Source organism: Salinispora tropica CNB-440, from assembly GCF_000016425.1.
Taxonomy (GTDB): Bacteria; Actinomycetota; Actinomycetes; order Mycobacteriales; family Micromonosporaceae; genus Micromonospora; species Micromonospora tropica.
Genome location: NC_009380.1, coordinates 2935433 through 2957824, shown reverse-complemented (window position 1 = coordinate 2957824; position 22392 = coordinate 2935433). Strand labels below are relative to the sequence as shown.

Below are 22392 nucleotides of genomic sequence, written 5' to 3'. Positions count from 1 at the left end.
CGAGCATGAGCAGCACCCGTACGGATGTCGGAACAATCGAGGAGCTACACGCCTCGGCAACTCGACTCACCGGGCTTGACGACTTCGGCGATGACGACTATCGCGAGGGTATGAGCGAGCTGCTCGCCGCGTACCGGAACGAGGCGGCCCTCACGCCCACCGGCAGCAAGGTCTCCCGGGCGCTTCTCCGCGCGGCACTCGTGTCCCGGCTCCTCAGCGAGGCCGCGTGGCGGCAGTTCCCGGAGTACGCCGAGGTCCCGGTCGCCCGCCCCATCTTCGTGACCGGCCTGCCCCGTACCGGAACCACCGCCCTGCACCGGTTGCTCACCGCCGACCCCGTACACCAGGGGCTCGAGCTGTGGCTGACCGAGGCCCCCCAACCCCGCCCGCCGCGCGCCACCTGGGAGTCGAACCTCGTCTATGCCGGTCTGCGGGCCGGTTACGAGCAGTACCACGAGACCAACCCGAGCCTGCGGGGTGCGCACTACACCGCGGCGGACCAGGTAGAGGAGTGCTGGCGGTTGCTGCGTCAGTCCATGATGTCCGTGTCCTTCGAGTGCCTTGCCTACCTGCCGAGCTATTCGCGGTGGTTGAGTGAACAGGACTGGACGGCTGCCTACCGGCGGCACCGGCGTAACCTCCAGCTCATCGGCCTGCACGACCGAGATCGTCGCTGGGTGTTGAAGAACCCGAGTCACCTGTTCGCCCTCGATGCGCTGCTCGCCGTCTACCCCGACGCTGTGGTGATCCAGACTCATCGCGCGCCGCGGGAGGTTGTCGCCTCGGTCTGCAGCCTCAACGCGCAGGCGTGCGAGGGCTGGTCGGAGTTGTTCCGCGGTGCGGTACTCGGTGGGGAACAGGCAAAGCTCTGGTCGCGTGGGCTGCGGCGGTTCGTGGCCGACCGCGAGCGACACGACCCGGCACACTTCATCGACGTCTACTACGACGACTTCGTGGCTGATCCGATCCGGGTCGTGGAGGTGATCTACGATCGGTTGGGGCCCGGTTGACCGATGCCGCGCGATCCGGGATGAGCTCGCTGCACCAGCGGCGAGAGCGCCCCGCGCACCGCTATCACCTGGCCGATTTCGGGCTGACCCCGGCTGAGGTAGACGCCACGTTCACCTAGTGGAATTTGCTGATGACCTCGTCGGCGAAGCGGCGGATCCCGGCCGTTTTGGCCGCGAGTTCGCCGTCGAAGCCGACGCCGTAGAAGCGCCAGGGCACCACGATCGCGTCGGTCACGCCGGCCTCGGCCTGTTGCCGGAAGCCCTCCAGGCCAAGTCGGTCGACGCACACCGCCTGGATCTCGAACGGCTGGTCGGCCCGGTCATACTCGAGGCGTAGCCGGGCAAGTTGGTTGATTGTCGTGCGCAGGTCGTCGAAGCGCATCATGGCGGAGGACCAGCCGTCACCCAGCCGGGCCGCACGACGCAGGGCCGCGATGCTGTGACCGCCCACGTAGATCGGGACCTGCTCGGTCGGGGCCGGGCTCATCTGTAGCCGGCCGAAGTCGAAGTGCGTGCCATGGTGCTCCACCATGCCGCCGCCCAGGATCAGCCGCAGCACCTCAATCGCCTCGTCGCCCCGGGCGCCCCGAGCGGTGAACGGGGAGTCGCACCAGATTGACTCCTCCGGCGACCAGCCCAGCCCGACGCCGAGCCCGAACCGGTTACCGGTCAGGTTCGCCACCGAGCCGACCTGACGCGCCAACAGTACCGGGTTACGGGGCCCGAGTTTGAGCACCTGGGTGTGGAACCGGATCCGGGTGGTGGCAGCGCCGAGTGCGGCGGCGGTCACCAGCGGATCGGCCCAGGGCGTCTGCGCTGTCCAGAACCGACTGCCATCCGGAGTGTACGGATACCTGACGCTGACCTCTTCGGAGTAGAAGAGGGAGTCGGGCAGGGCGATGGCTGAGAAACCACACTCCTCAGCGGTTTGCGTCAGGTCGACGAGCTGGTCGAGCGGACTGAGCGCGATACCGAGACTGAATCTCATCTATAAACTGTAATGTGTTCTAGTCCCTCGCGGGAAGACTCAGGGTGGCCCGGTCTGATCGCGTCCTCGGGTCGACCAAGCGATTGTCTGAGGGCTAACATCAGTCAATGGAGCCCCTCGATTTCACTGGTCGTGGTGTGGTGGTCACCGGGGGGACGCGAGGCGTCGGTGCCGCGATCGCCTCGGCGTTCCTTGCGGCGGGCGCTCGGGTGCTGGTCTGCGGCCGAACCCAACCGTCCTCGGTGGTGCCCGACTTCGTTCAGGCTGATGTTCGTGATCCCGGGCAGGCCGCCGCGCTGGTGGCGGCGGCGATTGACCGGTTCGGTCGCCTCGACGTGCTGGTGAACAACGCAGGTGGTGGTCCGCCGGTGGCGGCCGCCAGCGCGTCGCCCCGGCTGCACGCCAAGATCGTTGAGCTCAACCTGGTTGCCCCGTTGCATGTTGCGCAGGCAGCCAACACGATCATGCAACAGCAGCCCGGTGGCGGGGCCATCGTCATGGTCGGAAGTGTGAGCGGCACACGTCCATCGCCCGGCTCCGCTGCATATGGCGCTGCCAAGGCTGGACTGCACCATCTGGCGACGAGTCTGGCCGCCGAGTGGGCGCCGGCGGTGCGGGTGAACAGTGTTGTCCCCGGCCCGGTGGTCGGGGACGCGGGCCTCCAGCTGGACCCGGCAGCGGTGGCGCGCACCGTTCCCCTGGGGCGCCCCGCGACGCCAGCCGAGGTGGCCGGAGTCTGTCTGCTGTTGGCCTCTCCGCTGGCCTCCTATGTGACCGGGGCGGCGGTGGCGGTGCACGGCGGTGGCGAGTGGCCGGGCTATCTTGCAGATGTGCGGGCGCAGGTGTCGCCCCCGACCCAGGTGTAGTAGCGCTGCTGCGCCACGGCACTCAGGGCGCGGCCGAACGGCTCAGGTCGTCAGCCGGCGATGGTCCCAGCTGACCACCCGCCGTGGCTCGACCAGGTAGGCCGCCCGCTTGGCCGCCGCGTGCTCGACATAGCCGTCGAGTGCCGCTGCTACCTCACCGGGCGGTAGATCACCCACCACCAGGGGGCTGGGCATCCGCGCGGCGATCAGGCGGCCGACAGCGGCCACCCCGGCCAGATCGTCGATCCGGGTGACCTCGCCGGTTACCTGAACGCCGCGCAGCTCGAAGTAGCCGTCGCCCTCCTCGACCAGGCAGGTCACCCGTGGGTCGCGAGTCAGGTTCCGGGCCTTCTGGGAAGCGTGGTAGGTCCAGAAGGCGATGCGTCCGGCATGCATCGCATAGAACATGCTGACCAGGTGTGGCGTGCCGTCCCGGTTCACGGTGGCGAGCTGGAGCTTCCGGCCGTGGGCCAAGTGTTCCTCGACGTCCGCGGGTGGCATCGCCACTGTGGCGCGCTGGTTCACCAGTCCTCGCCCTCCGCGTCGCTACTCTCGCCGGCCACGGCCGCTCCTCGATCCCGCAAGGTCATCTTAGTATCCCGGTCCGGAAAGGAGCCCGCCGTCGGCCACGAACTCGGCACCCGTGGTGTATGACGACTCGTCCGAGGCGAGGAACGCCACCAGTCGGGAGATCTCCACCGGCTCGGCGAAGCGGGCGATCGGCAGCGAATTGAGGAATGCATCCGAATCGACCGCGGGCATGGTTTCGGCGGCGGCCAGCGCCATCGAGGTCATCACGCCGCCGGGATGAACCGAGTTGACCCGGATGCCGGCGGGCCCGAGCTCCTGCGCCGCGGACCTTGTGATGCCGCGGATCCCGAACTTGGTGGCGCTGTAGGCCGAGAGGCCGGCCGCGCCGACGAACCCCTCGATCGAGGACACGTTCACGATCGATCCACCGCCGACCGTCGTCATCGCCGGCGCCGCAGCGTGGATGCCGAGCCAACTGCCCGTCAGGTTGACGTCGATCACATGTCGGAACTCGGCCGGATCCATCGTGGTGATCGCTGCGTGCCGGAAGATGCCGGCGTTGTTGACCAGCACGTCGAGTCGGCCGAACGCCGCCAGCGTGGTGGCGACCGCAGCAGCCCACTCGTGCTCGCTGGTGACATCGTGGTGCACGTAGCGGCAATGATCATTACCGAGACCATCGGCGACAGCCGCACCCCGGTCGTCGAGTATGTCGCCGATGACCACTCGGGCGCCCTCGGCGACGAACTGCCGGGCATGTGCTTTGCCCATGCCGCGCGCACCGCCGGTGATGAGCGCCACCTTGTCGTCCAGCCGCCCCATCAACTCCTCCTGCCAAGCGCTTGCTTGGTAGCTTAGCACCGCTGCGACACCGATGGCGTCACCAAAAACGGCCGCTGCGGCGTCAGCCGCAGCGGCCGTTGACAATCGTGGTGTCGCTCGGCCCCCTGGAATGGTCAGGGAACGAGAACTACCTTGCCGACGTTGCGGCGTTCGCCGATCCGGCGGTGCGCCGCCGCAGCCTCCTCGAACGGATACACCTGGTCGATCCGAGGCTTGATCGCACCGTCACGCCACAGGTTCAGGATCGCGGTCAGCTCCTCACGCAGCAGGTCGGTGCGCTCCCACAGGTGCCCCAGATTGACGCCACTGACCGTGTGGTTGCGGTCCATCATCCCGTACGGCGTCAGCAGCGGTACGCCGGTGAGCTGACCGACAAGCCGGCGAATGCTGCGCCGCTCACCCGTGGACAGGTTGGCGAATCCGTACGCGATCAGCTGCCCAACCGGCCGGAGCAGGCTCATCCCGCGCTTCCAGTCGCGACCGCCCAGGGAATCCAGCACCAGGTCGAGGCCCTCACCGCCGGTGAGCTCCCGTACGCGCGTGACGTAGTCCTCAGTGCGATAGTCGATGGGATGGGTGCAGCCCTCCTCGCGGAGCACGTCGTGTTTGGCCGCCGAGGCGGTGCCGAAGGTGACGACTCCCGGCACCGTGCGGCACAGCTGTAGCACCGCGGTGCCAACCCCACCCGCGGCCATGTGCACCAGGACGCGGGCCTCGGGGCGGAGGTTCGCTACCCGAAAGAGCATGTGGTAGGCGGTCAGGTAGTTGACCGGTATTGCGGCTCCCTCGATGAAGTCGAGGCCATCGGGCATCGGCAGCACCCGTGCAGCGGGCACGCAAACGGTGTCGGCGTGGCCACCGAATCGCACCAGGGCCAGCACCCGCTGCCCCACCTCGAGGCCGGTGACCTCGGCGCCGACGGTGTCCACGACCCCGGCCACCTCGTACCCCACCACGGACGGCGGCTTCGGAGCGTCCGGGTACAGCCCCTGCCGGGCCATGACCTCGGCGAAGTTCAACCCGCAGGCGCGGACCGCGATCCGCACCTCACCGCGATCCGGTTGCGGATCGGGGGTTTCCCGTACCGCAAGGACCTCGGGTCCACCCGCCTTGGTGATCCAGACAGCGCGCATCTATACCTCGACCTCCAACAGTTACGCCGACGATGCCGTCCGCGGCCGTCCGCTCGCCCGGGCGTCGACCGGAAGGGGTTGGCCGGGCGAGGCGGCGGCTGCTGATGGCCAGCGTAGGGGGTGAGGTCGGGCAAACGGGGTTGACCGTCATCTGTGGGACGACTCGGCGATGTCCAGCGCGGCCAGGTACCCGAAGGTCATCGCTGGACCGAGCGTCGACCCTGCTCCGGCGTAACCCTTTCCCATGACGGCCGCGCTGGCGTTGCCGGCGGCGTAGAGGCCGGGAATGACCGAGTCGTCCGACCGTAGCGCCCGGCCTCGCTCGTCGGTTCGGATGCCTCCGTTGGTGCCGAGATCACCTGGAACAATCCGCAGCGCGTAGAACGGCGGCAGCACCAGCGCGGCCAGGCATGCGTTCGGTTTGTTGGTCGGATCGGCGTAGTAGTGGTCGTAGTCACTCTCGCCCCGATGGAAGTCCGTGTCATGACCAGCCCCGGCGAGGGTGTTGAAGCGTTTGACGGTGGCCTTCAGGGCCGCCGGGGGGACGCCGATCTTGCCGGCCAGGCCCCCGATGGTCCAGTCCCGGACCAGGACACCGGAGTCATACCACTCGTCCGGATAGGGCAGCAGCGGTGGGATATCCCGGAACAGGTAGCGGTTGCGGTATCGCTGATCCGTGATCATCCAAGCCGGAAAGGCGTCCTGCGCGTACATGGTGCGAACCACGTCGCCGTAGGGGGCGGCCTCGTTGACGAATCGCTCCCCGGCTGGGTTCACGAAGATGTTCCCCGGCAGCGTGCGTTCGGAGAGGCAGAAGTAGGGACCCGTCGGCAACGGGATCATCGGCCCCCACCAGGCACTGTCCATGAGGTCGAGAGCGGCGCCGACCTCGGCGCATGCCTGGATGCCGTCCCCGGTGTTCGATGCCGCGCCGACCGTCCAGTCAGTGCCGGTGGGAGCCTCTTGGTACTGCTTGCGCATCGACTCGTTGTGCTCGAATCCGCCGGACCCAACGATGACGCCGCGCCGGGCGGTGAGGAGCACCTCCTCCCCGTCCCGGACGACCCGTACCCCGGTGACTCGGCCTTCGCTGACGACCAACTCGGTCAGGGGGGTGTTCAGCCAGACCGGTACGTCGGCGGCGAGCAGGCCGGCTCGCAGCCCACCGGCGAGCGCCTGGCCCATGGTGATCGGCTTCTGCCCCCGGATCCACGCCGCGAGGTAGCGCTGGACGATGTCCGTGGCCGTCGTCAGGCCGCGCGGGTGGCGGGCGATGAGGGCCAGCCACTTGTAGTCGACGTCCATGACCACGGTGCCGGGCGGGGTGGCCATGTAGGGCCCGTTCAGTGCGGCGTACTCGGCGCCGAGGAGATTGGCGTCGAGCGGTTGCGGCTCGATCGACCGACCGTTGGGCAGGCCACCGGGAAGCTCGGGGTAGTAGTCGGAGTAGCCCTCCATCCAGGCGAACCGCAGCGGTGTGTGCTCCAGCAGGAAGGAGATCATCGCCGGCCCAGCCGACAGGTACGCCTCTAGACGTGCGGCGGGTACCTGGCCTCCGACGACCGCGGCGAGGTATTCGGCGGCCTTGGTGGGAGTGTCCGGCACTCCGGCATCGAGGAGCACCTCGTTGTTGGGTATCCAGATTCCGGCCCCGGAGCGGGCGGTGGAGCCGCCGTAGACGTCGGCCTTCTCCACGACAACGGTCTGCAGACCGCGTTTCGCTGCGGTAAGCGCACCCACCATGCCGGCCGCGCCGGCGCCCACCACCACTACGTCGTACTCGACCACGGTCGTCATCGGACCCCCAGCCCAGCGGCAACAGATGGTAGAACACGTTACTTTATCTGAGGTGGCGTCGGGAGGTGTCACATGCACGTACTTCAATTTCAATATCGATCATGGTGTACGTTCTACCCGACGCCCCCGTGTGCCGCCGGTCCGGACCGCCGCGCGGGAACGGTGTCATGATGACCGTCAACGGTTCGAGAACGAGGGGCACGACGGTGACGATGAGTAGGTCGAACCACGAGCGTTGGCGCAGCCACCACCCAATGCAGGAGCAGCGGGACGCCAGCCCCTCCCTGCTGGACCGGCGGGAGGCCATAGCGGAGTTGGGAGACGCGTTACGTGATCTGGTCGAGCAGGCGGTCCGCACGGAGGCTCCGGCTGACGAACTCCGTCAGGTAACCGCCGATCTGCGCCGAGCCGCTCGCCCGCTGGCCGTGCACGAGCGGGAGGGGTTGCGGACTCCCAGCGCCGACGACCTGCTGGGCGGAGTCCGGATGTACAACCCGGTTACCGGCGTCGGCAGTGCCCTGGCGCCACCACTTCGCATCGACCTGGTCGACGGGGTGGCGATCGGCGCGTGCACCCTCGGGTCGGCCTTCGAGGGGCCACCCACCTACGCCCACGGCGGAGTCAGTGCCCAGCTGCTGGACCAGCTACTCGGCTATGTGGCGAGCGCGACCGGCAGCGCCGGCATGACGGTCCGGCTCGAGACCCGCTATCACGCGCCCATACCGTTGCGGACTCCGCTGCACCTGACTGCCCGCGTGACCGCCGTGGACGGTCGGAAGACCACCGCACACGGCGTCATCACGACCGCCGCCCGCCCCGGTGACCTGCTGGTCGAGGCGACGGGGGCCTTCGTGGCACCACGACCGGACCAGTCCCGGCGGCTCTTCGGCGCGGCGCTGCAGCGCGATGCCATCGACCCGTCCGTCGAGTACGACTGATGCCGCCACCGCCACCGCGGAGAGTCGCCGTGGCGCGCGGAGGCGGCCCCGCAGCGGGGGTTAGGCCACGACACCGGTGCGGCACAGGAGCATGAGCTGCTGGAGGGTGAGTTCCTGCGTGTGAGCGGCGGCGTGACTGCTGGTCCAGCTGAAGACGGTCGCGGCCGGCTGTTGGTTCGGCGTGCCCGGGGTCACGTCGTAGCCGTCGGAGGCGACGATCTTCTCGATCATCCTGGCGAGCTCGGCAGGCCCGCTGCCCGGGTATCCAGCGCTGTATCCGGCGGTCTGCTTCTCAGGCAGGATGTGCAGGGTGCCGCGGTCGGTGCGAGCCCAGACCATGTCGGCCTCACGGTCGATGATGAGCGCGGTCAGCTGCTCGCCGTCGGGAAGCGAGAGGGGGGCGTAGGTGTAGTGCTCCCAGTGCTCGTGATTGCCGGTGACCGTCCGATAGTGGTGCACGGCGACGGGCAGCCACGTGATCGGGTCACGGAAGGTCTGCCAGCACAGGCAGCCGTCGCCTGCGACCGCGGAGGGAGAGTCGGGATCGTCGTAGACGCAGGGATACCAGAGTTGGGGCGCCTCGTCCGGGGTGACCAGGGTGACGTGGAGAGCGTCCGGAGTGCAGGGTGTGAGTCGGTCCCGCCATTCGGCCGCGTAGCGGCTGGCCGAGGTGTCGAGCTGCTGGCCGGCATTGATGGCGCCGCCGGTGTACGCCGGTGGTTCGATGTAGAGCATGAAGTGCCAGTAGCCCCGCTCCGGGCTGTGGGTGAGATGCAGGTCCCGGTCGTGCTGATAGGTCATCGTGGGTGCTCTCCTTTCTTTCCGGCGGACTACCCTGCATCGGCATCGCCAGACCGGCCTCCTACGGACGGATCCGACGCGGCATGCCCACTCTCGGAGAGTTCAGCCCGTCCGGTGCCGCCGTCGACAGCGGCGTCGTGGACGAGAGCAATGGGAGCGCCGCCGTGGGCAACGATCGCGTCATCCCCGCAGTCCCTTCCCGCACCAAATCGCTGACCCACCCGGGTTTGGGCCACGTGGAGTCCCTGGTGCGTCTCCGACGTTCGCCCCAGCACCGTAGGACAAGCTGCGTGACTGCGCCAGCACCTAATGTGATTATCTATCGATTGCCAGGAATTGATCCCGGGTCGACTTGTCAGCCGTGGATCAGGGAGTTTCGGTGCCAGCCGCCCTGCGGGCAGCGTTTTTCGAGAACGTCGCGGAAGGTTGCTGGTCGCGGCAGTGGAACTGGGCCGAGTCGGCCGTCGGGTGAAGCAGGGCCGGCCTCGACCGCAGCTTGGTGGCGGCTCACCGGTGGGTGGCCACCGCTCCGGTCAGCGCAGCAGTAGGCGTGCCGCGAGTTCGAGGTGCTCGTGCACGTCGTTGGCCGAGGCCCGTCGGGTGACCCAGGCGACCAGGCTGGAGAGCCAGACATCGCCGATGACGCGGGCCTTGGCCCGGTCGTCCGCCGATGGCTTGCCCTCCCGCATGGCCAGGATGAACATGTCTTCCATGAGCCGTGCGACGGCGTTGACCTCGGTGGCTGCGGTCGGGTCGGCGAACATGAACGCCCGGGTCATCGCCTCGGTCAGCATGGGGTCGCGCTGCATGGCGCGGGTGACCCGGCCGAGGACGAACGCGGTCCTCTCGTGTGGCGTCTCACCCGGAATGGCGGTGCGACGGAGTCTGTCCTGCGTCCGCTCGAACTCCCGGGCCAGGGCGGAAACCAAGAGGTGGATCTTGGAGGGGAAGTAGCGGTACAACGTGCCGAGGGCGACGTTGGCGTGTTCGGCGACGGCGCGCATCTGCACCGCGTCGTATCCACCCCTGGAGGCCAGGACGAGGGTGGCGTCCAGGATGCGCCGTCGGCGCTCCCGCTGCGCCGCCGATCCTTGCTCGGCGTCGGTCAGGCTGCCAGCGCTCGGGCTTCTGGTATGTGTTCTCGACGCCACCATCGTGCCTTTCGTGATCTTTGTCGAAACTGGCAGCGGTCATGCCGTCTTAAGTCTAGCAACGGGCGGGGCGTCGTGTGCTCAGGGCGGCTGGCCATGGCCAGTAGAACATGTTCTACTGACTTGAGGTGCTCGGAGTGGGGAGGGTCGATGCCGATCGCGATGACCGCTGACCAGGTGGCGCTCCAGGACGTGATCCGGCGGTGGGCTGCCGGCGCCAACGTCCTGGCCACCGTGCGAGCGTTGGAGAACGGGCCGTCCTCGCAGGCCGATCGGCACTGGGCCGGCCTGGCCAGCCTCGGCTGCTTCGCCCTGGCCGTGCCGGAGCAACTCGGTGGTGACGGTGGCCGCGTCAGCGAGTTGGCCGCGGTGCTGGAACAGGTCACCGTCGACCTGGTCCCCGGCCCGGTTATGCCCACCCTGCTCGCGACCCTGGCGCTCGCGCCACCCGGGCAGGCGCCCGCTGCCACAAACCTGTTGCCGGACCTTGCGGCCGGCAAGGTTTCGGTCGGGGTGGCGCTCGCTCCAGGAGCCTTGACGGCCGAGCCGGTGGCCGGGGGAGCATACCGGGTGACCGGTCGGGTCAACGCCGTACTTGGCGCGGGCAGCACCACCCACCTGCTGTTGACCGCGAACACCGGAACCGAGACGTTGTCGTTCGTGCTCGACACGGAGCACGAGGGGGTCCGGATCACCGCACGTACGCCGGTGGACTTCTCCCGGCCCCTGGCCGACGTGCTGGTGGTGGGAGCGCTCGTCGAGCCCGGTCAGCTGCTGTCCGAGTCCGGGCAGGACCGACTCCACAACTGCGCGGCGTTGCTGGCATCGGTGGAGGCGGCAGCGGTGGCCTCGTGGTGCCTGCGCACCGCCACCGAGCATGCCAAGGTGCGGCGCCAGTTCGATCAGGCGATCGGGTCGTTTCAGGCGGTCGGGCACCTCTGCGCCGGGATGCTCTGTCGGGCAGAGCGGGCCAACGCGGTGGCCTGGGATGCGGCACGCGCCTACGACCAGACGCCGGAGGAGTTCCCCCTGGCTGCCGCCGCCGCAGCCGCGATCGCCCTGGACGCGGCGGTAGACAACGCCAAAGACTGCATTCAGGTTCTCGGGGGGATCGGTTTCACCTGGGAACACGACGCCCACCTCTACCTGCGTCGCGCACTTGCCCTACGGCAGCTACTCGGCAGCGGGGCCCGATGGCGGCAGCGGTGCGCGGAGCTGACGCTGGCCGGGGCGCGTCGTCACGTGTGGGCGGTGGGCGACGAGTTCCGGGCCGCAACGGAAGCGGTAGCGGCACCACCGTCGTCCGGAGCGGAGATCGACGCCGAACCCGTGGAGCGGGTGGCGGTGCGAGCCCAGCTGGGGGCGATCGCGCAGCTTCCGGAGGCCGAGCGCCGTGCCCGATTGGCGGACGTGGGCTACCTCGCACCACACTGGCCCGCACCGTACGGCATCGACGCCTCACCCGCCCGGCAACTTCTCATCGACGAGGAGCTTGACCGGGCCGGCATCGTGCGACCGGACCTGGCAATCGGCGGCTGGGCCGTCCCCACCATCCTGCGCCACGGCAGTGCCGCCCAGCGGGATCGGTTCGCCGGCCCGTCCCTGCGCGGCGAGATCACCTGGTGTCAGCTCTTCAGCGAGCCGGAAGCCGGTTCGGACCTGGCCTCGCTACGGACCCGCGCGAACCGGGTGACCGGCGGTTGGCGGTTGTCCGGCCAGAAGGTCTGGACATCGCTGGCGGCTGAGGCGGACTGGGCGATCTGCCTGGCCCGCACCGACCCCACGGCGATCAAGCATCGAGGTGTGACCTACTTCTTGGTCGACATGCGCAGCCACGGCATCGAGATTCGTCCGCTGCGCGAGATCACCGGACGGTCGGTCTTCAACGAGGTCTTCCTGGACGATGTCTTCGTACCCGACGAGTGTGTGGTGGGCGATCCAGGACAGGGCTGGCGGCTGGCCCGGGCGACGCTCTCCTACGAGCGCGTCGCTATGGGGCGCGGCCCCGGATTCGGCGCAGACGTGGAGCGCCTGGTCCGGATGGTCGGTGCCGGTGGAGTCGCCAGCGAGCCGGAGATGCGGGAACGCCTCGGTGGGCACATCGCGGACGGTCTGGCTGTCTCCCTGGTGGAGTGTCGGGCCACGCTACGCCAGCTCGATGATGGTCGAGGTGGGCCGGAGTCGGCGGTGGCCAAGCTGATCGGTGTCAGCCATCGACAGGCGGTGGCCGAAACGGCGCTGACGCTCTGCGGCCCGGACGGTGCCGCGGTCGACGGCGCGAGCGCGGAGGCGGTTCACCACTTCCTCCTCACCCGATGTCTCAGTATCGCCGGTGGTACCACCCAGATCCTGCTGTCCCTGGTGGCCGAGCGGGTCCTCGGCCTGCCCCGGGCATCCGCGGCCTGAACGTGGTACAGGCCAGCCGCCGCGGCGGGAGGGAAGAACTGATGGAGGGCACCATCATCGCCGCCGCGGAGCAGATCCGGGCTGCCGGTGCGGGGCCGGCCCGATCGGCGCGCGACCCGGTCAACCTACCGATGATCCGGAACTGGCTGGAGGCGATCGGCGACGGCAATCCCCGCTACGAGCAGGATGGTGTGGCACCGCCAGCGATGACACAGGTGTGGACGATGCGAGGCCTACGTCCGGCCGCGGAGCCCGCCGACCCGCTGTCGGCCATGTCCGCCGTACTCGATCAGGCCGGTTTCACCTCGGTGGTGGCGACGAACTGCGAGCAGACGTACCACCGGTATCTGCGCGACGGCGAGCGGGTCGAGGTGCGTAGCCGACTGGTGGACGTGAGTGGACCAAAACGAACGGCGCTCGGTGAGGGCTGGTTCGTCACCACCGACAGCACCTGGTATGTCGGCGAGGAAGCGGTCGCATCGATGACCTTCCGGGTGCTCAAGTTCCGGCCGCCGGGCTCCGCCCCGACCGTCCCGGCGTCCGAGGTGGCCCCGGCGGCGGCATCCGATGTGCTACGGCCGGTCGTCACCCGGGACACCGCCTTCTTCTGGGCCGGCGCCGCCGCTGGTGAGCTGCGCATCCAGCGATGCGGGGAGTGTGGTGCGCTACGCCATCCACCGGGGCCGGTCTGCCGGCAGTGTGGCGTCGACCGGCAGGACCACCTGGTGGCCAGTGGTACGGGCGAGGTCTTCAGCTTCGTGGTGCACCGTCACCCGCCGGTGCCGGGGCGGCAGTTGCCGATCGTGGTCGCGGTGGTGGAGTTGACCGAAGGGGTACGGATGGTGGGTGAGGTCGTGGGAGCAGACCCGGCACAGGTGCGGATCGGCGCCGCGGTACGGGTCGACTTTGTCCGGGTGGACGCCGAGCTGACCCTGCCCGTGTGGCGGCTACTGCCATGAACGTCACGGTCGGCGTCGTCCTGCCAGAACTGCGGATCCTGGTCACCCCGACCTTCGTGATCAGTACCGCTGTCGCCACCCGGGACTTCCAGGATGTGCACCACGATCGGGACCAGGCCGTTCGGCGGGGCTCGAAGGACATTTTCCTCAACATTCTGACCACGACCGGACTCGTGCAGCGGTACGTGACCGACTGGGCGGGAGCGACGGCGATGGTGCACCGCGTCGCTATCCGGCTGGGGGCCCCGTGCTACGCGTACGACACGCTCGTCCTGACCGGTCAGGTGGAGCAGGTGTCGTCCACCGGGTGCGTGGTGGCCGTGGTGGGACGGGTCACCGGGGGCGATCACGTCACCGGACGGGTTGAGGTCGGGAGGCTCCCGTGATCTCGGGAAGGGCAGCGATCGTCGGCGTCGGCGAGACGGAGTTCTCCAAGGACTCCGGCCGCAGCGAGATCCGTCTTGCGGTGGAGGCGGTCCGCGCCGCGCTCACCGACGCCGGGCTGGCCCCGACCGATGTCGACGGCCTGGTGACCTTCACCATGGACACCACCTCCGAGATCGCCCTCGCCCGGGAGATCGGTGCGGGGGAGCTGCGCTTTTTTGGTCAGGTCGGCTACGGCGGTGGTGCGGCCTGTGCCACGGTGCAGCAGGCGGCCATGGCGATCAGCGCCGGAGTGGCGCGGGTCGTGGTGTGTTACCGCGCGCTCAACGAGCGCTCCGGCCGTCGCTTCGGCCGGGTGTCCCGGGCCGTCTCGAGTGCGCCGACCACCTCCGGCGTCGACAACAGCTGGCACTACCCGATGGGGCTGGGCACGCCCGCCGCTACCGTGGCCATGGTCGCCCGGCGCTACCAGCACGTCTTCGGGGCCACCGGGGAGGACTTCGGTCGGGTGACCGTGGCCGCCCGCCGGCATGCCGCGACGAACCCGCGGGCCTGGTTCTTCGAACGACCGATCACGCTCGCCGACCACCAGGCGTCCCGGTGGATCGCCGAGCCGCTTCGGCTCCTGGACTGCTGCCAGGAGAGCGACGGAGCGGTCGCCGTGGTGGTGGCCAGCGTCGAGCACGCTGCCGACCTACGGCAGGCCCCAGCCGTTATCTCCGCTGCCGCCCAGGGCAGCGGAGCGGACCAATACCTCATGACCAGCTACTACCGGGACAACCTGACCGGGCTACCGGAGCTTGGCGTGGTCGGGCGACAGCTCTGGCAGCAGTCCGGTCTCGTCCCCGACGACGTACGGGTCGCGGTGCTGTACGACCACTTCACCCCGTACGTCCTGATGCAGTTGGAGGAGCTGGGGTTCTGTCCGCCGGGGGAGGCACGGCACTTCATCGCTGACGGCGCGATCGAGCTGGGCGGTCGCCTCCCGGTCAATCCGCACGGTGGGCAACTCGGAGAGGCGTACATCCATGGGATGAACGGCATCGTGGAGGCGGTCCGGCAGGTTCGGGGACGTTCGGTCAACCAGGTCGCCGGTGCTGGTCCGGTGCTGGTGACCGCGGGCACCGGCGTACCGACCAGCGGCCTGTTGCTCACGCCCCAGGGCCTCGGCGCAGGCGTGCACTGAGCCGATTCGGCTCCGAGCGGAGTCGGGCCCGGGCGCATGGTCAGCGCCCAACTGGTTGAATCACTCGGATGGTGCGTCTGTATCCCGAGATCGAACCCTTCGCAGACGGCTTGCTCGATGTCGGGGACGGCCACCTCGTCCATTGGGAGAGCTGCGGTAACCCACTCGGCAAGCCGGCACTGGTATTGCATGGCGGCCCCGGTTCCGGTGCCAGTGCCTCCTGGCGGCGATTCTTCGATCCGGCCGTGTACCGGGTGGTCCTGTTCGACCAGCGGGGGTGCGGGCGCAGCACACCGGACGCGGGCGACGTGCGAACCGACCTGTCGACCAACACCATGCCGCATCTGCTGGCTGACATCGAAAAGCTGCGCACACACCTGAACATCGACCGGTGGTTGCTGCTCGGCGGATCGTGGGGCAGCGCGCTCGGCCTTGGCTATGCCCAGCGGCACCCCGACCGGGTCACCGAGATCGTGTTGTTCAGTGTCGTCACCAGCACCCCGGCCGAGCATCGGTGGATCACCCGCGACCTTGGACGGATCTTCCCTGAACAGTGGGACAGGTTCCGGGATGCGGTGCCGGCCGCCGAACGCGACGGCAACCTGCCCGCCGCCTACGCCCAGCTGCTGGCCGATCCGGACGAGACAGTGCGGGACCGAGCCGCACGCGCCTGGTGCGCCTGGGAGGACACACTCGTGTCGAACCTGCCCGGCAGTGGACCCGACCCCAGGTTCGAGGACCCGGTGTTCCGGATGACTTTCGCCCGCCTTGTCACCCACTACTGGGCGCATGACGGTTGGTTCGCCGACGGTGAGTTGATGGCAGGTGCACACCGGCTTGCGGACGTTCCCGGTGTGCTTGTCCACGGCAGGCTCGACCTGGGCAGCCCGGCGGACGTCCCGTGGCAACTGTCCAAGGCCTGGCCCGCGGCGCGGGTGGAGCTGATTGACGAGGCCGGTCATGGCGCCGGACACGGCATCGGGGACGCGGTCATCAACGCCCTGGATCGTTTCGGCGCTTCCTGGCGGTGAGGGGGCTGGTCGACTACGCGTTGCTGACCTCCGCATCGACGACGGCCTCCGCGAGGCGGGCGAGATGCGCGCGCGGGTGCCCGAAGAGGTGAGCTGCCCCGTGCGCCCGCTTGAAGTAGCGGTGTGCGTCGTGCTCCCAGGTGATGCCGATGCCCCCGTGTAGCTGGATCATCTCAGCGGTGACCTGTTCCAGCGCCTCGGCGCAGTGGACCGCGGCCCCGGCAGCGAGCAGGTGGGCCTCGGGCGCGTCGGAGTCGAGACTCGACACGGCGGCGTACGACAGGGAGCGGGCGCTTTCCACCACGACGTGCAGGTCGGCCAACCGGTGTGCGATCGCCTGGAATCCGCCGATCGGCCGGCCGAACTGTACCCGGGTCAGCGCGTGCGCCACGGTCAGTTCCAAGGCGCGAGCAGCCGCCCCGACCTGCTCGGCGCTGAGCGCGACGCAGGCGATGTCCCGGACTCGCTCCAGCGGGTTCACCCCGCCCAGCTGACGACCGAGTGCCTGGTCGAGCACGACCACCCCGAGCCGACGGGTGAGGTCCACGGTGGTAACCGGGCGTCGCCGAACGCCAGCGCCGCGTGGATCCACCTCGAAGAGTCGGACTCCCTCAGAGGTCCCCGCGGCAACCAGCAGCACGTCGGCCAGGTGCACGTCGAGCACGTAGTGCGCCTCGCCGGTAAGCCGGCCGGCCTTCGTGGCCGAGTATGCGGGCCGGTGTGGGTCCCAGTCACCGTGCTGATCTGTCCAGGCGAGCGCGGCCAGCAGCTCTCCGCTGACCAGGTCGGGCAGGATCCGGCGGCAGGCCGCCTCGTCCTCGGCGTGCAGCACGGCCTGGCCAGCGAGGACCGCGCAGCCGAGCATCGGTGTGGGGGTGAGGGTGCGGCCCAACTCATCCAACACCACGTGGACCTCTCCCAGACCCGCGCCGAGTCCGCCGAACCGTTCCGGTACGGCGAGACCCGCCACTCCGATCTGGCCGCACAGCACCTGCCAGAGCTCGGCGTCGTCTCCCGCCGACGACTCCGTCACGTCGGCGATGGAGCGGTCGGCGGTGTGCCGGGACAGCACACCGCGGACGCTCATCCGAAGGGCTTGCTGCTCCGCCGTCATGTCAGCTCTCCCGCGGCTAGTGCGGTCCTGATCCGGTCGCGGTGGAAGGACTGGGTGCCCCAGGTCCGAGCCAGCGCCCAGACTTTGGTCAGCCAGGAGCCGAGGCCGGACTCTCGGGCGTATCCGATCGCCCCGTGCACCTGGAGGGCCGTGCGGGCGGCCCGCTGGGCGGCGTCGGCGCACGCCACCTTCGCGGCGGAGATGTCGCGGGCAGCCGTGGATGGATGGTCGGCGAGGGCGACGGCGGCGGCGTACAGCAGCGGCCGGGCGAACTCGAGGCCGATCGCCACGTCGGCGAGGAGGTGCTTGACCGCCTGGAACTGCCCGATCGGTTGGTCGAACTGGGTGCGTTGACCGGCATACCGGAGGGTCGTCTCGAGTAGCGCGTGGCCCGCTCCGAGGAGCTGCGCCGCGCAGGCCAGCGCGCCGGCGTTGAGGGCGTGGGCGACCGCCGGGCCGACCGCCGGGCCGGTCGCCAGCAGCGCGCCGTCGGCCACCTCGACCAATCGTCGGGTGTCGTCCACGGAGCGTAGTCGCGGCCCCGGCGCCCCGAGGCGCAGCGTCTGCTCATCCGCACGGAGAACCAGGGACACGACGTCGGCGTCCGTCGCATACGGCACGTGCGGTGCCACGGCGAGTGTTCCGATCACCTCGCCGCTGGCGAGCCGGGGCAGCCAGGATTCGCAGAGCGCGTCGTCGCCGAGGGTCGTGAGCAACATAGGCAGGGCGGCGATGGATTCGGCGGCCGGACCGGGCAGGGCGTGGTGCCCGAGTACCTCGCAGGCGACGACGACATCGGCCGGGTGCGCGGCCAGGCCGCCCCACCGTGCCGGCACCGCCAGACCGGTTACGCCGAGCTCCGCCAGTCGGCGCCAGACCACCTGCCCGGGAGCCGGGTTGTCGGCGGCCCACTGGCGGGCGACGGTGGGAATGTCCGCCTCGGTCAACATCGCGTGCAGGGCGGCGGCGAACTGGTCCTGCTCCGCGGAGGGAGTTAGCTTCATCGTCGATCCCGGGGCAGGCCGAGTACCCGTTCGGCGATCACCGTGCGTTGGATCTCGTTGGTGCCGGCATAGATCGGACCCGCCAGGGAGAACAGGTAGCCGTCCAGCCAGGTGTCCGCACGGTCGTCATCGGCCGTCCGGCCCGCCGTGCCCGTCCGGAGGCCATCCGTTTCGGCGTACGGCCCGAGCAGGTCGAGCGCCACCTCGTGCAGGGCTACGTCCAGTTCGGACCAGAAGACCTTGGTCATGCTGGCGGCGTGGCCACCGCCCCGGAACGCCGTCGAACCGTTCTGGGACCCGGGCGTCCGGTCTGCGGCCTCCCGGGTGGCCGTGCCGTAGCTGTGCAGCTGGTAGGCCCGGGCGGCGATCCAGCTGTCGACGACGCGGTCTGACAGCGCCGGATCGGTGTGCGCACCGGCCCGCCGCCACAGCCGCACGAGCCGCTGGGCAGCGGCGGTGAAGCGTCCCGGGCTACGCAGCGACAGCCCGCGCTCGTGACCCGCGGTGCTCATCGCGACGGTCCAACCCTGGTTCACCTCGCCGAGCACGTCGGCGTCGGGCACGAACACCTGGTCGAGGAAGATCTCGGCGAAGCCGGTCGCGCCACCCAGCTGGTGGATCGGACGGACCGTGACGCCCTCGGCCCGTAGGTCGAACATCAGGTACGTCAGGCCCCGGTGGCGGTCCACGCCCGTGCGGAAGAGCCCGAACGCGCGATCGGCGTGCGCCGCCCGGGTGCTCCAGGTCTTCTGGCCGGACAGGAGCCACCCGCCGTCGGTACGTGCCGCACGGGAGCGGATCCCGGCCAGGTCGCTGCCGGCCCCCGGCTCCGACCAGGCCTGTGCCCACACGTCGTCGGCGCGAGCCATCCGGGGGAGCAGGCGAGCGCGCTGCTCGGCCGTCCCGTGGGTGAACAGGGTTGGGGCCAGGAGGAAGAGACCGTTCTGGTTGATCCTCATCGGAGCCCGCGCGCGGTGGTATTCCTCCTCGAAGACGAGCCACTGCAGGGGTGAGACGCCGCGTCCGCCGTAGGCGGCGGGCCAGGCCACCACCGACAACCCGGCCGCGGCGAGACGCCGTTCCCACGCTCGATGGGCCAGGTCACCCTCGGGGGTGTCCATGGAGGGCAGCGGCGTGGTGGGCGCGTTCGCGACCAGCCACGACCGGACCTCCGCCCGGAACGCGCGGGCCTCGTCATCGAGGTCGAGGTTCATCGTGCCGGCCGGTCTCACGAACCAGCCCTCGCCTTCATGCCTGTGGCGTCCATACCGGCCAGCGGGTCGCCGGCCACCTCCGCGTTGTGCGCGTGCGCGAGGTGGTGCAGACCGAAGGCGGCGTCCATCGCCGAGCGCATTCCCATCAGGTCCTCCGCCTGGTTGACCGCCCGTTTGGTCAGGGCCAGTCCAAAGCGGGGCATCTCAGCGATTCGCTGTGCGAGACCGAGGGTGTGGGAGTGCAGTTCCGCGCGGGGGACAACTCGGTTGACCATGCCGACCTCGTACGCGCGCCGAGCATCGAACCGGTCCCCGGTGAAGAGGATTTCTTTGGCGAAGCGGGGGCCCAGCGCCCACGGATGGGCGAAGTACTCCACGCCGGGGATCCCCATCCGCACCACGGGGTCCGCGAAGTACGCGTCCTCGGCCGCGATGATCAGGTCGCAGACCCAGGCGAGCATGAGCCCACCAGCGAGGCAGGCCCCCTGCACCATCGCGATGGTGGGCTTCGGAAGCTCCCGCCAGCGTCGGCACATGCCAAGGTAGACCTCCATCTCCCGGGCGTATCGATGGTCGGCGCCGGACCGACCGACGTGGTCCCACCAGAGGACTGCCCGGCGCTCGAAGCTTTTCTCGACGTCTCGGCCGGGCGAGCCGATGTCGTGGCCCGCGGAGAAGTGCTCACCGGCGCCGGCGAGCACGATGACCGCGACCGCGTCGTCATTCACGGCCTCGGCGAAAGCGGAGTCGAGGGCGTAGGTCATCGCCGAGTTCTGGGCGTTTCGGTAGCGGGGCCGGTTCATGGTGATCACGGCGGTTGCATCCTGGCGTTCGAGTCGAACCAACTCGTCCTCTGTCACTGCGCTGCCTCCTGCCGAAGCACCTGCTCGAGTGGTTGTCGGTCGGGTTGTGCGGTGGCTCTCCTGCTGTGCGCGGAGTTGTTCGAGGGGCGGTGACGTCGCCGTGGGGGCGACGGCGGCGGGGATGCGGCCTCCATCAACACCTCCTAGCACAAGCAAGTGCTTGGTAGGGTGAGCCTACGCGGGCTTCGGGAGGTGACACCAGTGCACGACGATGAGTTCCGGCAGGCGGTGCGCGCCTGGTTGACGGAGAATGTCGGCGCCGAGCTGCGGGGCGCGGGCGGACCGGGCCGGGAGCACGAGGCATACCGTGAACGGCTGGCGTTCAACCGCCGGCTGGCCGCCGCGGGCTGGACCTGTCTTGGCTGGCCGGTCGAGCACGGCGGTCGTGGCGCGACGCTTGCCCAACAGGTCGCCTTCCACGAGGAGTACGCCCGTGCCGGCGCTCCGGCGCGCGTCGGCTACCTGGGTGAGGAGCTACTCGGCCCGACGTTGATCGCCTACGGCACGCCGGCGCAACGCCGGCGTTTCCTGCCCGGGATTCGAGCTGTCGAACAGCTGTGGTGCCAGGGATACTCCGAGCCGGGGGCAGGGTCTGATCTCGCCGCCGTGGCGACCCGAGCCCGACTGGTCGGTGACGAGTGGGTGATCGATGGGCAGAAGGTGTGGACCTCACTGGCGCACGTGGCGCACTGGTGCTTCCTTCTGGCCCGCACCGAGTCCGCCGGCACCGGGCCGCGCCACTCGGGGCTTTCCTATCTGCTCGTGCCCATGCGGCAACCCGGCATCACGGTGCGGCCCATCCGTCAGCTGACCGGTACATCGGAGTTCAACGAGGTCTTCTTCGACGGCGCACGTACCTCGCGGGACATGGTTGTCGGTGAGGTCGGCCAGGGGTGGCGGGTGGCGATGGGCACCCTCGCGTTCGAGCGAGGCGCGGCGACGCTCGGCCAACAGGTCGGGTTCCAGCGGGAGCTGGACCGGCTGGTGGCGCTCGCCCGGCAAACCGGCGTCGCCGGTGAGCCACAGCTGCGCGACCTGCTGGCCCGCGCCGCTGTCGGGCTCTGGGCGCTGCGCGCGCACACCCTACGGACGATGGCCGAGGCTGACCAGGCCGGGCCAGGGCAGGGAGCGTCCGCGGTGAAGCTGCTCTGGTCGCGGTGGCATCAGCAACTCGGCGAGGTGGCGATGCGGGTGCGCGGCGCCTCCGGAACGGTTGCCCGGGACGCCCCCTACGAACTGGACGACTGGCAGCGACTCTTTCTGTTCGCCCGAGCGGACACGATCTACGGCGGGTCGGACGAGATCCAGCGGGGCATCATCGCCGAACGGGTTCTCGGCCTGCCACGACAGGCCCGCGGATGAGGCCCCCGGGGCCGCCGCCGGTCCGCCCGGCCGGTCGGGAGTTGCTCGCGGAGAAGGTCGTGGTGGTGACCGCGGCGGCGGGGACCGGGATCGGGGCGGCCGTGGTGGAACGCTGCCTGGACGAGGGTGCGTTCGTCATGATCAGCGACCAGCATGTCCGGCGGCTCGCCGAGAGCCACGATCGGCTCTCGGCTGACTATCCGGGCCGGGTTCGGTCAATGCCCTGCGACGTAACCGACGAGCAGGCAGTCGCGGCGTTGGTCAACGCCGCCGTGGCTGGCTACGGACGGCTGGACGTCATGATTAACAACGCCGGGCTCGGCGGTACGGCGTCGGTCATGGAGATGGCCGACGACGAGTGGTCGCGGGTGCTGGACGTGACGCTAACCGGCACGTTCCGTTGTACGCGGGCAGCGGTACGGCAGATGCTGGTGCAGGGCCACGGTGGTGTGGTGGTCAACAATGCGTCGGTGCTGGGCTGGCGGGCCCAGGCCGGTCAGGCGCACTATGCGGCTGCCAAGGCGGGGGTGATGGCGTTCACCCGGTGCGCGGCGCTGGACGCGGCACCCTACGGCATCCGCGTGAACGCCGTGGCGCCCAGCCTCGCCATGCACCCCAACCTGTCGAAGGTGACCAGTGCGGACCTGCTCGCCGAGCTTTCCGACCAGGAGGCGTTCGGCCGTGCGGCGCAGCCGTGGGAGGTCGCGGCCGTCATGGCCTTCCTCGCCAGCGACTACGCCTCGTACCTCACCGGTGAGGTGGTGTCGGTCAGTAGCCAGCATCCGTGAGTGCCGCGATCCCGAGCCGTGCC

The 22392-nt window shown here is 69.5% G+C and carries 20 protein-coding genes and 1 pseudogene; 10 read left to right on the top strand and 11 right to left on the bottom strand.

The window, feature by feature from the left end:
* Nucleotides 1–5: 5 nt before the first annotated feature.
* Nucleotides 6–1129, top strand: a pseudogene (locus tag STROP_RS13255) (sulfotransferase family protein).
* Here the strand turns inward: STROP_RS13255 and STROP_RS13250 are convergent.
* Nucleotides 1126–1998 (bottom strand): TIGR03619 family F420-dependent LLM class oxidoreductase, encoded by an 873-nt coding sequence (locus STROP_RS13250; RefSeq protein ID WP_012013859.1) that lies wholly within the window; start codon nucleotides 1996–1998, stop codon nucleotides 1126–1128. The pseudogene STROP_RS13255 and the gene STROP_RS13250 overlap by 4 nt on opposite strands.
* A 107-nt stretch (nucleotides 1999–2105) precedes the next feature.
* On the opposite strand from STROP_RS13250, the gene STROP_RS13245 reads away from it, so the two are divergent.
* Entirely contained in the window at nucleotides 2106–2864 is a 759-nt protein-coding gene (locus tag STROP_RS13245; protein ID WP_012013858.1) for an SDR family oxidoreductase, read from the top strand.
* A 42-nt stretch (nucleotides 2865–2906) separates the two neighbouring features.
* Here STROP_RS13245 and STROP_RS13240 read toward each other — a convergent pair whose 3' ends face one another.
* The 4 genes from STROP_RS13240 to kstD form a co-directional block, all read right to left on the bottom strand.
* A complete protein-coding gene (locus STROP_RS13240) occupies nucleotides 2907–3389 on the bottom strand; it encodes a pyridoxamine 5'-phosphate oxidase family protein (RefSeq protein WP_012013857.1) in 483 nt (160 codons plus the stop codon).
* Between the two features lie 66 nt (nucleotides 3390–3455).
* Nucleotides 3456–4217 (bottom strand): glucose 1-dehydrogenase, encoded by a 762-nt coding sequence (locus STROP_RS13235; RefSeq protein ID WP_012013856.1) that lies wholly within the window; start codon nucleotides 4215–4217, stop codon nucleotides 3456–3458.
* Nucleotides 4218–4351: 134 nt separating this feature from the next.
* Nucleotides 4352–5371, bottom strand: coding sequence for a synaptic vesicle VAT-1 family membrane protein (locus tag STROP_RS13230; protein ID WP_012013855.1), 1020 nt, complete (start codon nucleotides 5369–5371; stop codon nucleotides 4352–4354).
* Between the two features lie 147 nt (nucleotides 5372–5518).
* Complete coding sequence (gene kstD, locus STROP_RS13225) at nucleotides 5519–7168, bottom strand: 3-oxosteroid 1-dehydrogenase (RefSeq protein WP_012013854.1); 1650 nt, start codon at nucleotides 7166–7168, stop codon at nucleotides 5519–5521.
* A gap of 212 nt (nucleotides 7169–7380) precedes the next feature.
* Between kstD and STROP_RS13220 the strand changes: the two genes are divergently transcribed.
* A complete protein-coding gene (locus STROP_RS13220; RefSeq protein ID WP_028680467.1) occupies nucleotides 7381–8106 on the top strand; it encodes a PaaI family thioesterase in 726 nt (241 codons plus the stop codon).
* A 60-nt stretch (nucleotides 8107–8166) separates the two neighbouring features.
* Here the strand turns inward: STROP_RS13220 and STROP_RS13215 are convergent, their stop codons facing one another.
* Together STROP_RS13215 and kstR are read right to left on the bottom strand one after the other, a co-directional pair.
* Nucleotides 8167–8907, bottom strand: a complete 741-nt coding sequence (locus tag STROP_RS13215) for a hypothetical protein (protein ID WP_012013852.1) — start codon at nucleotides 8905–8907, stop codon at nucleotides 8167–8169.
* Between the two features lie 533 nt (nucleotides 8908–9440).
* Entirely contained in the window at nucleotides 9441–10061 is a 621-nt protein-coding gene (gene kstR, locus STROP_RS13210; protein ID WP_012013850.1) for a cholesterol catabolism transcriptional regulator KstR, read from the bottom strand.
* Nucleotides 10062–10208: 147 nt separating this feature from the next.
* Between kstR and STROP_RS13205 the strand changes: the two genes are divergently transcribed.
* From STROP_RS13205 to pip, 5 genes are all read left to right on the top strand, one after another.
* Nucleotides 10209–12464, top strand: coding sequence for an acyl-CoA dehydrogenase family protein (locus STROP_RS13205; RefSeq protein ID WP_012013849.1), 2256 nt, complete (start codon nucleotides 10209–10211; stop codon nucleotides 12462–12464).
* Nucleotides 12465–12505: 41 nt separating this feature from the next.
* Nucleotides 12506–13423, top strand: a complete 918-nt coding sequence (locus STROP_RS13200) for a bifunctional MaoC family dehydratase N-terminal/OB-fold nucleic acid binding domain-containing protein (RefSeq protein ID WP_012013848.1) — start codon at nucleotides 12506–12508, stop codon at nucleotides 13421–13423.
* Nucleotides 13420–13809, top strand: a complete 390-nt coding sequence (locus STROP_RS13195) for a hotdog family protein (RefSeq protein ID WP_012013847.1) — start codon at nucleotides 13420–13422, stop codon at nucleotides 13807–13809. The genes STROP_RS13200 and STROP_RS13195 overlap by 4 nt, the downstream gene beginning before the upstream one ends.
* Nucleotides 13806–14993: a lipid-transfer protein gene (locus tag STROP_RS13190; protein ID WP_012013846.1), complete on the top strand. Its 1188-nt coding sequence runs from the start codon at nucleotides 13806–13808 to the stop codon at nucleotides 14991–14993. The genes STROP_RS13195 and STROP_RS13190 overlap by 4 nt, the downstream gene beginning before the upstream one ends.
* A gap of 68 nt (nucleotides 14994–15061) precedes the next feature.
* Nucleotides 15062–16024 (top strand): prolyl aminopeptidase, encoded by a 963-nt coding sequence (gene pip / locus STROP_RS13185; RefSeq protein WP_012013845.1) that lies wholly within the window; start codon nucleotides 15062–15064, stop codon nucleotides 16022–16024.
* 13 nt (nucleotides 16025–16037) lie between these two features.
* Here the strand turns inward: pip and STROP_RS13180 are convergent, their stop codons facing one another.
* Genes STROP_RS13180 through STROP_RS13165 form a run of 4 tightly spaced genes read right to left on the bottom strand, consistent with a single transcriptional unit; the run spans nucleotide 16038 to nucleotide 20216 of the window.
* Entirely contained in the window at nucleotides 16038–17138 is a 1101-nt protein-coding gene (locus STROP_RS13180) for an acyl-CoA dehydrogenase family protein (RefSeq protein WP_012013844.1), read from the bottom strand.
* Nucleotides 17135–18142, bottom strand: coding sequence for an acyl-CoA dehydrogenase family protein (locus STROP_RS13175; protein ID WP_012013843.1), 1008 nt, complete (start codon nucleotides 18140–18142; stop codon nucleotides 17135–17137). Before STROP_RS13175 ends, STROP_RS13180 begins: the two co-directional genes overlap by 4 nt.
* A complete protein-coding gene (locus STROP_RS13170; RefSeq protein WP_187151626.1) occupies nucleotides 18139–19356 on the bottom strand; it encodes an acyl-CoA dehydrogenase family protein in 1218 nt (405 codons plus the stop codon). Before STROP_RS13170 ends, STROP_RS13175 begins: the two co-directional genes overlap by 4 nt.
* Before the next feature lie 14 nt (nucleotides 19357–19370).
* Nucleotides 19371–20216: an enoyl-CoA hydratase gene (locus STROP_RS13165; protein ID WP_012013841.1), complete on the bottom strand. Its 846-nt coding sequence runs from the start codon at nucleotides 20214–20216 to the stop codon at nucleotides 19371–19373.
* A gap of 204 nt (nucleotides 20217–20420) precedes the next feature.
* Here STROP_RS13165 and STROP_RS13160 point away from each other — a divergent pair, with 204 nt between their 5' ends.
* Both STROP_RS13160 and STROP_RS13155 read left to right on the top strand, forming a co-directional pair.
* Nucleotides 20421–21581 (top strand): acyl-CoA dehydrogenase family protein, encoded by a 1161-nt coding sequence (locus STROP_RS13160; RefSeq protein ID WP_012013840.1) that lies wholly within the window; start codon nucleotides 20421–20423, stop codon nucleotides 21579–21581.
* Nucleotides 21578–22369 (top strand): SDR family oxidoreductase, encoded by a 792-nt coding sequence (locus STROP_RS13155; protein ID WP_012013839.1) that lies wholly within the window; start codon nucleotides 21578–21580, stop codon nucleotides 22367–22369. The genes STROP_RS13160 and STROP_RS13155 overlap by 4 nt, the downstream gene beginning before the upstream one ends.
* Nucleotides 22370–22392: the final 23 nt, after the last annotated feature.

What these genes read in the sequence shown, in the direction of transcription:
- STROP_RS13195 (WP_012013847.1), top strand. Translation starts at nt 13,420, where the DNA reads ATGAACGTCACGGTCGGCGTCGTCCTGCCAGAACTGCGGATCCTGGTC.
- STROP_RS13175 (WP_012013843.1), bottom strand. Translation starts at nt 18,142, where the DNA reads ATGAAGCTAACTCCCTCCGCGGAGCAGGACCAGTTCGCCGCCGCCCTG.
- STROP_RS13230 (WP_012013855.1), bottom strand. Translation starts at nt 5,371, where the DNA reads ATGCGCGCTGTCTGGATCACCAAGGCGGGTGGACCCGAGGTCCTTGCG.
- STROP_RS13250 (WP_012013859.1), bottom strand. Translation starts at nt 1,998, where the DNA reads ATGAGATTCAGTCTCGGTATCGCGCTCAGTCCGCTCGACCAGCTCGTC.
- STROP_RS13215 (WP_012013852.1), bottom strand. Translation starts at nt 8,907, where the DNA reads ATGACCTATCAGCACGACCGGGACCTGCATCTCACCCACAGCCCGGAG.
- STROP_RS13245 (WP_012013858.1), top strand. Translation starts at nt 2,106, where the DNA reads ATGGAGCCCCTCGATTTCACTGGTCGTGGTGTGGTGGTCACCGGGGGG.
- STROP_RS13200 (WP_012013848.1), top strand. Translation starts at nt 12,506, where the DNA reads ATGGAGGGCACCATCATCGCCGCCGCGGAGCAGATCCGGGCTGCCGGT.
- kstR (WP_012013850.1), bottom strand. Translation starts at nt 10,061, where the DNA reads ATGGTGGCGTCGAGAACACATACCAGAAGCCCGAGCGCTGGCAGCCTG.
- kstD (WP_012013854.1), bottom strand. Translation starts at nt 7,168, where the DNA reads ATGACGACCGTGGTCGAGTACGACGTAGTGGTGGTGGGCGCCGGCGCG.
- STROP_RS13205 (WP_012013849.1), top strand. Translation starts at nt 10,209, where the DNA reads ATGCCGATCGCGATGACCGCTGACCAGGTGGCGCTCCAGGACGTGATC.
- STROP_RS13170 (WP_187151626.1), bottom strand. Translation starts at nt 19,356, where the DNA reads ATGAACCTCGACCTCGATGACGAGGCCCGCGCGTTCCGGGCGGAGGTC.
- pip (WP_012013845.1), top strand. Translation starts at nt 15,062, where the DNA reads ATGGTGCGTCTGTATCCCGAGATCGAACCCTTCGCAGACGGCTTGCTC.
- STROP_RS13180 (WP_012013844.1), bottom strand. Translation starts at nt 17,138, where the DNA reads ATGACGGCGGAGCAGCAAGCCCTTCGGATGAGCGTCCGCGGTGTGCTG.
- STROP_RS13235 (WP_012013856.1), bottom strand. Translation starts at nt 4,217, where the DNA reads ATGGGGCGGCTGGACGACAAGGTGGCGCTCATCACCGGCGGTGCGCGC.
- STROP_RS13220 (WP_028680467.1), top strand. Translation starts at nt 7,381, where the DNA reads ATGAGTAGGTCGAACCACGAGCGTTGGCGCAGCCACCACCCAATGCAG.
- STROP_RS13155 (WP_012013839.1), top strand. Translation starts at nt 21,578, where the DNA reads ATGAGGCCCCCGGGGCCGCCGCCGGTCCGCCCGGCCGGTCGGGAGTTG.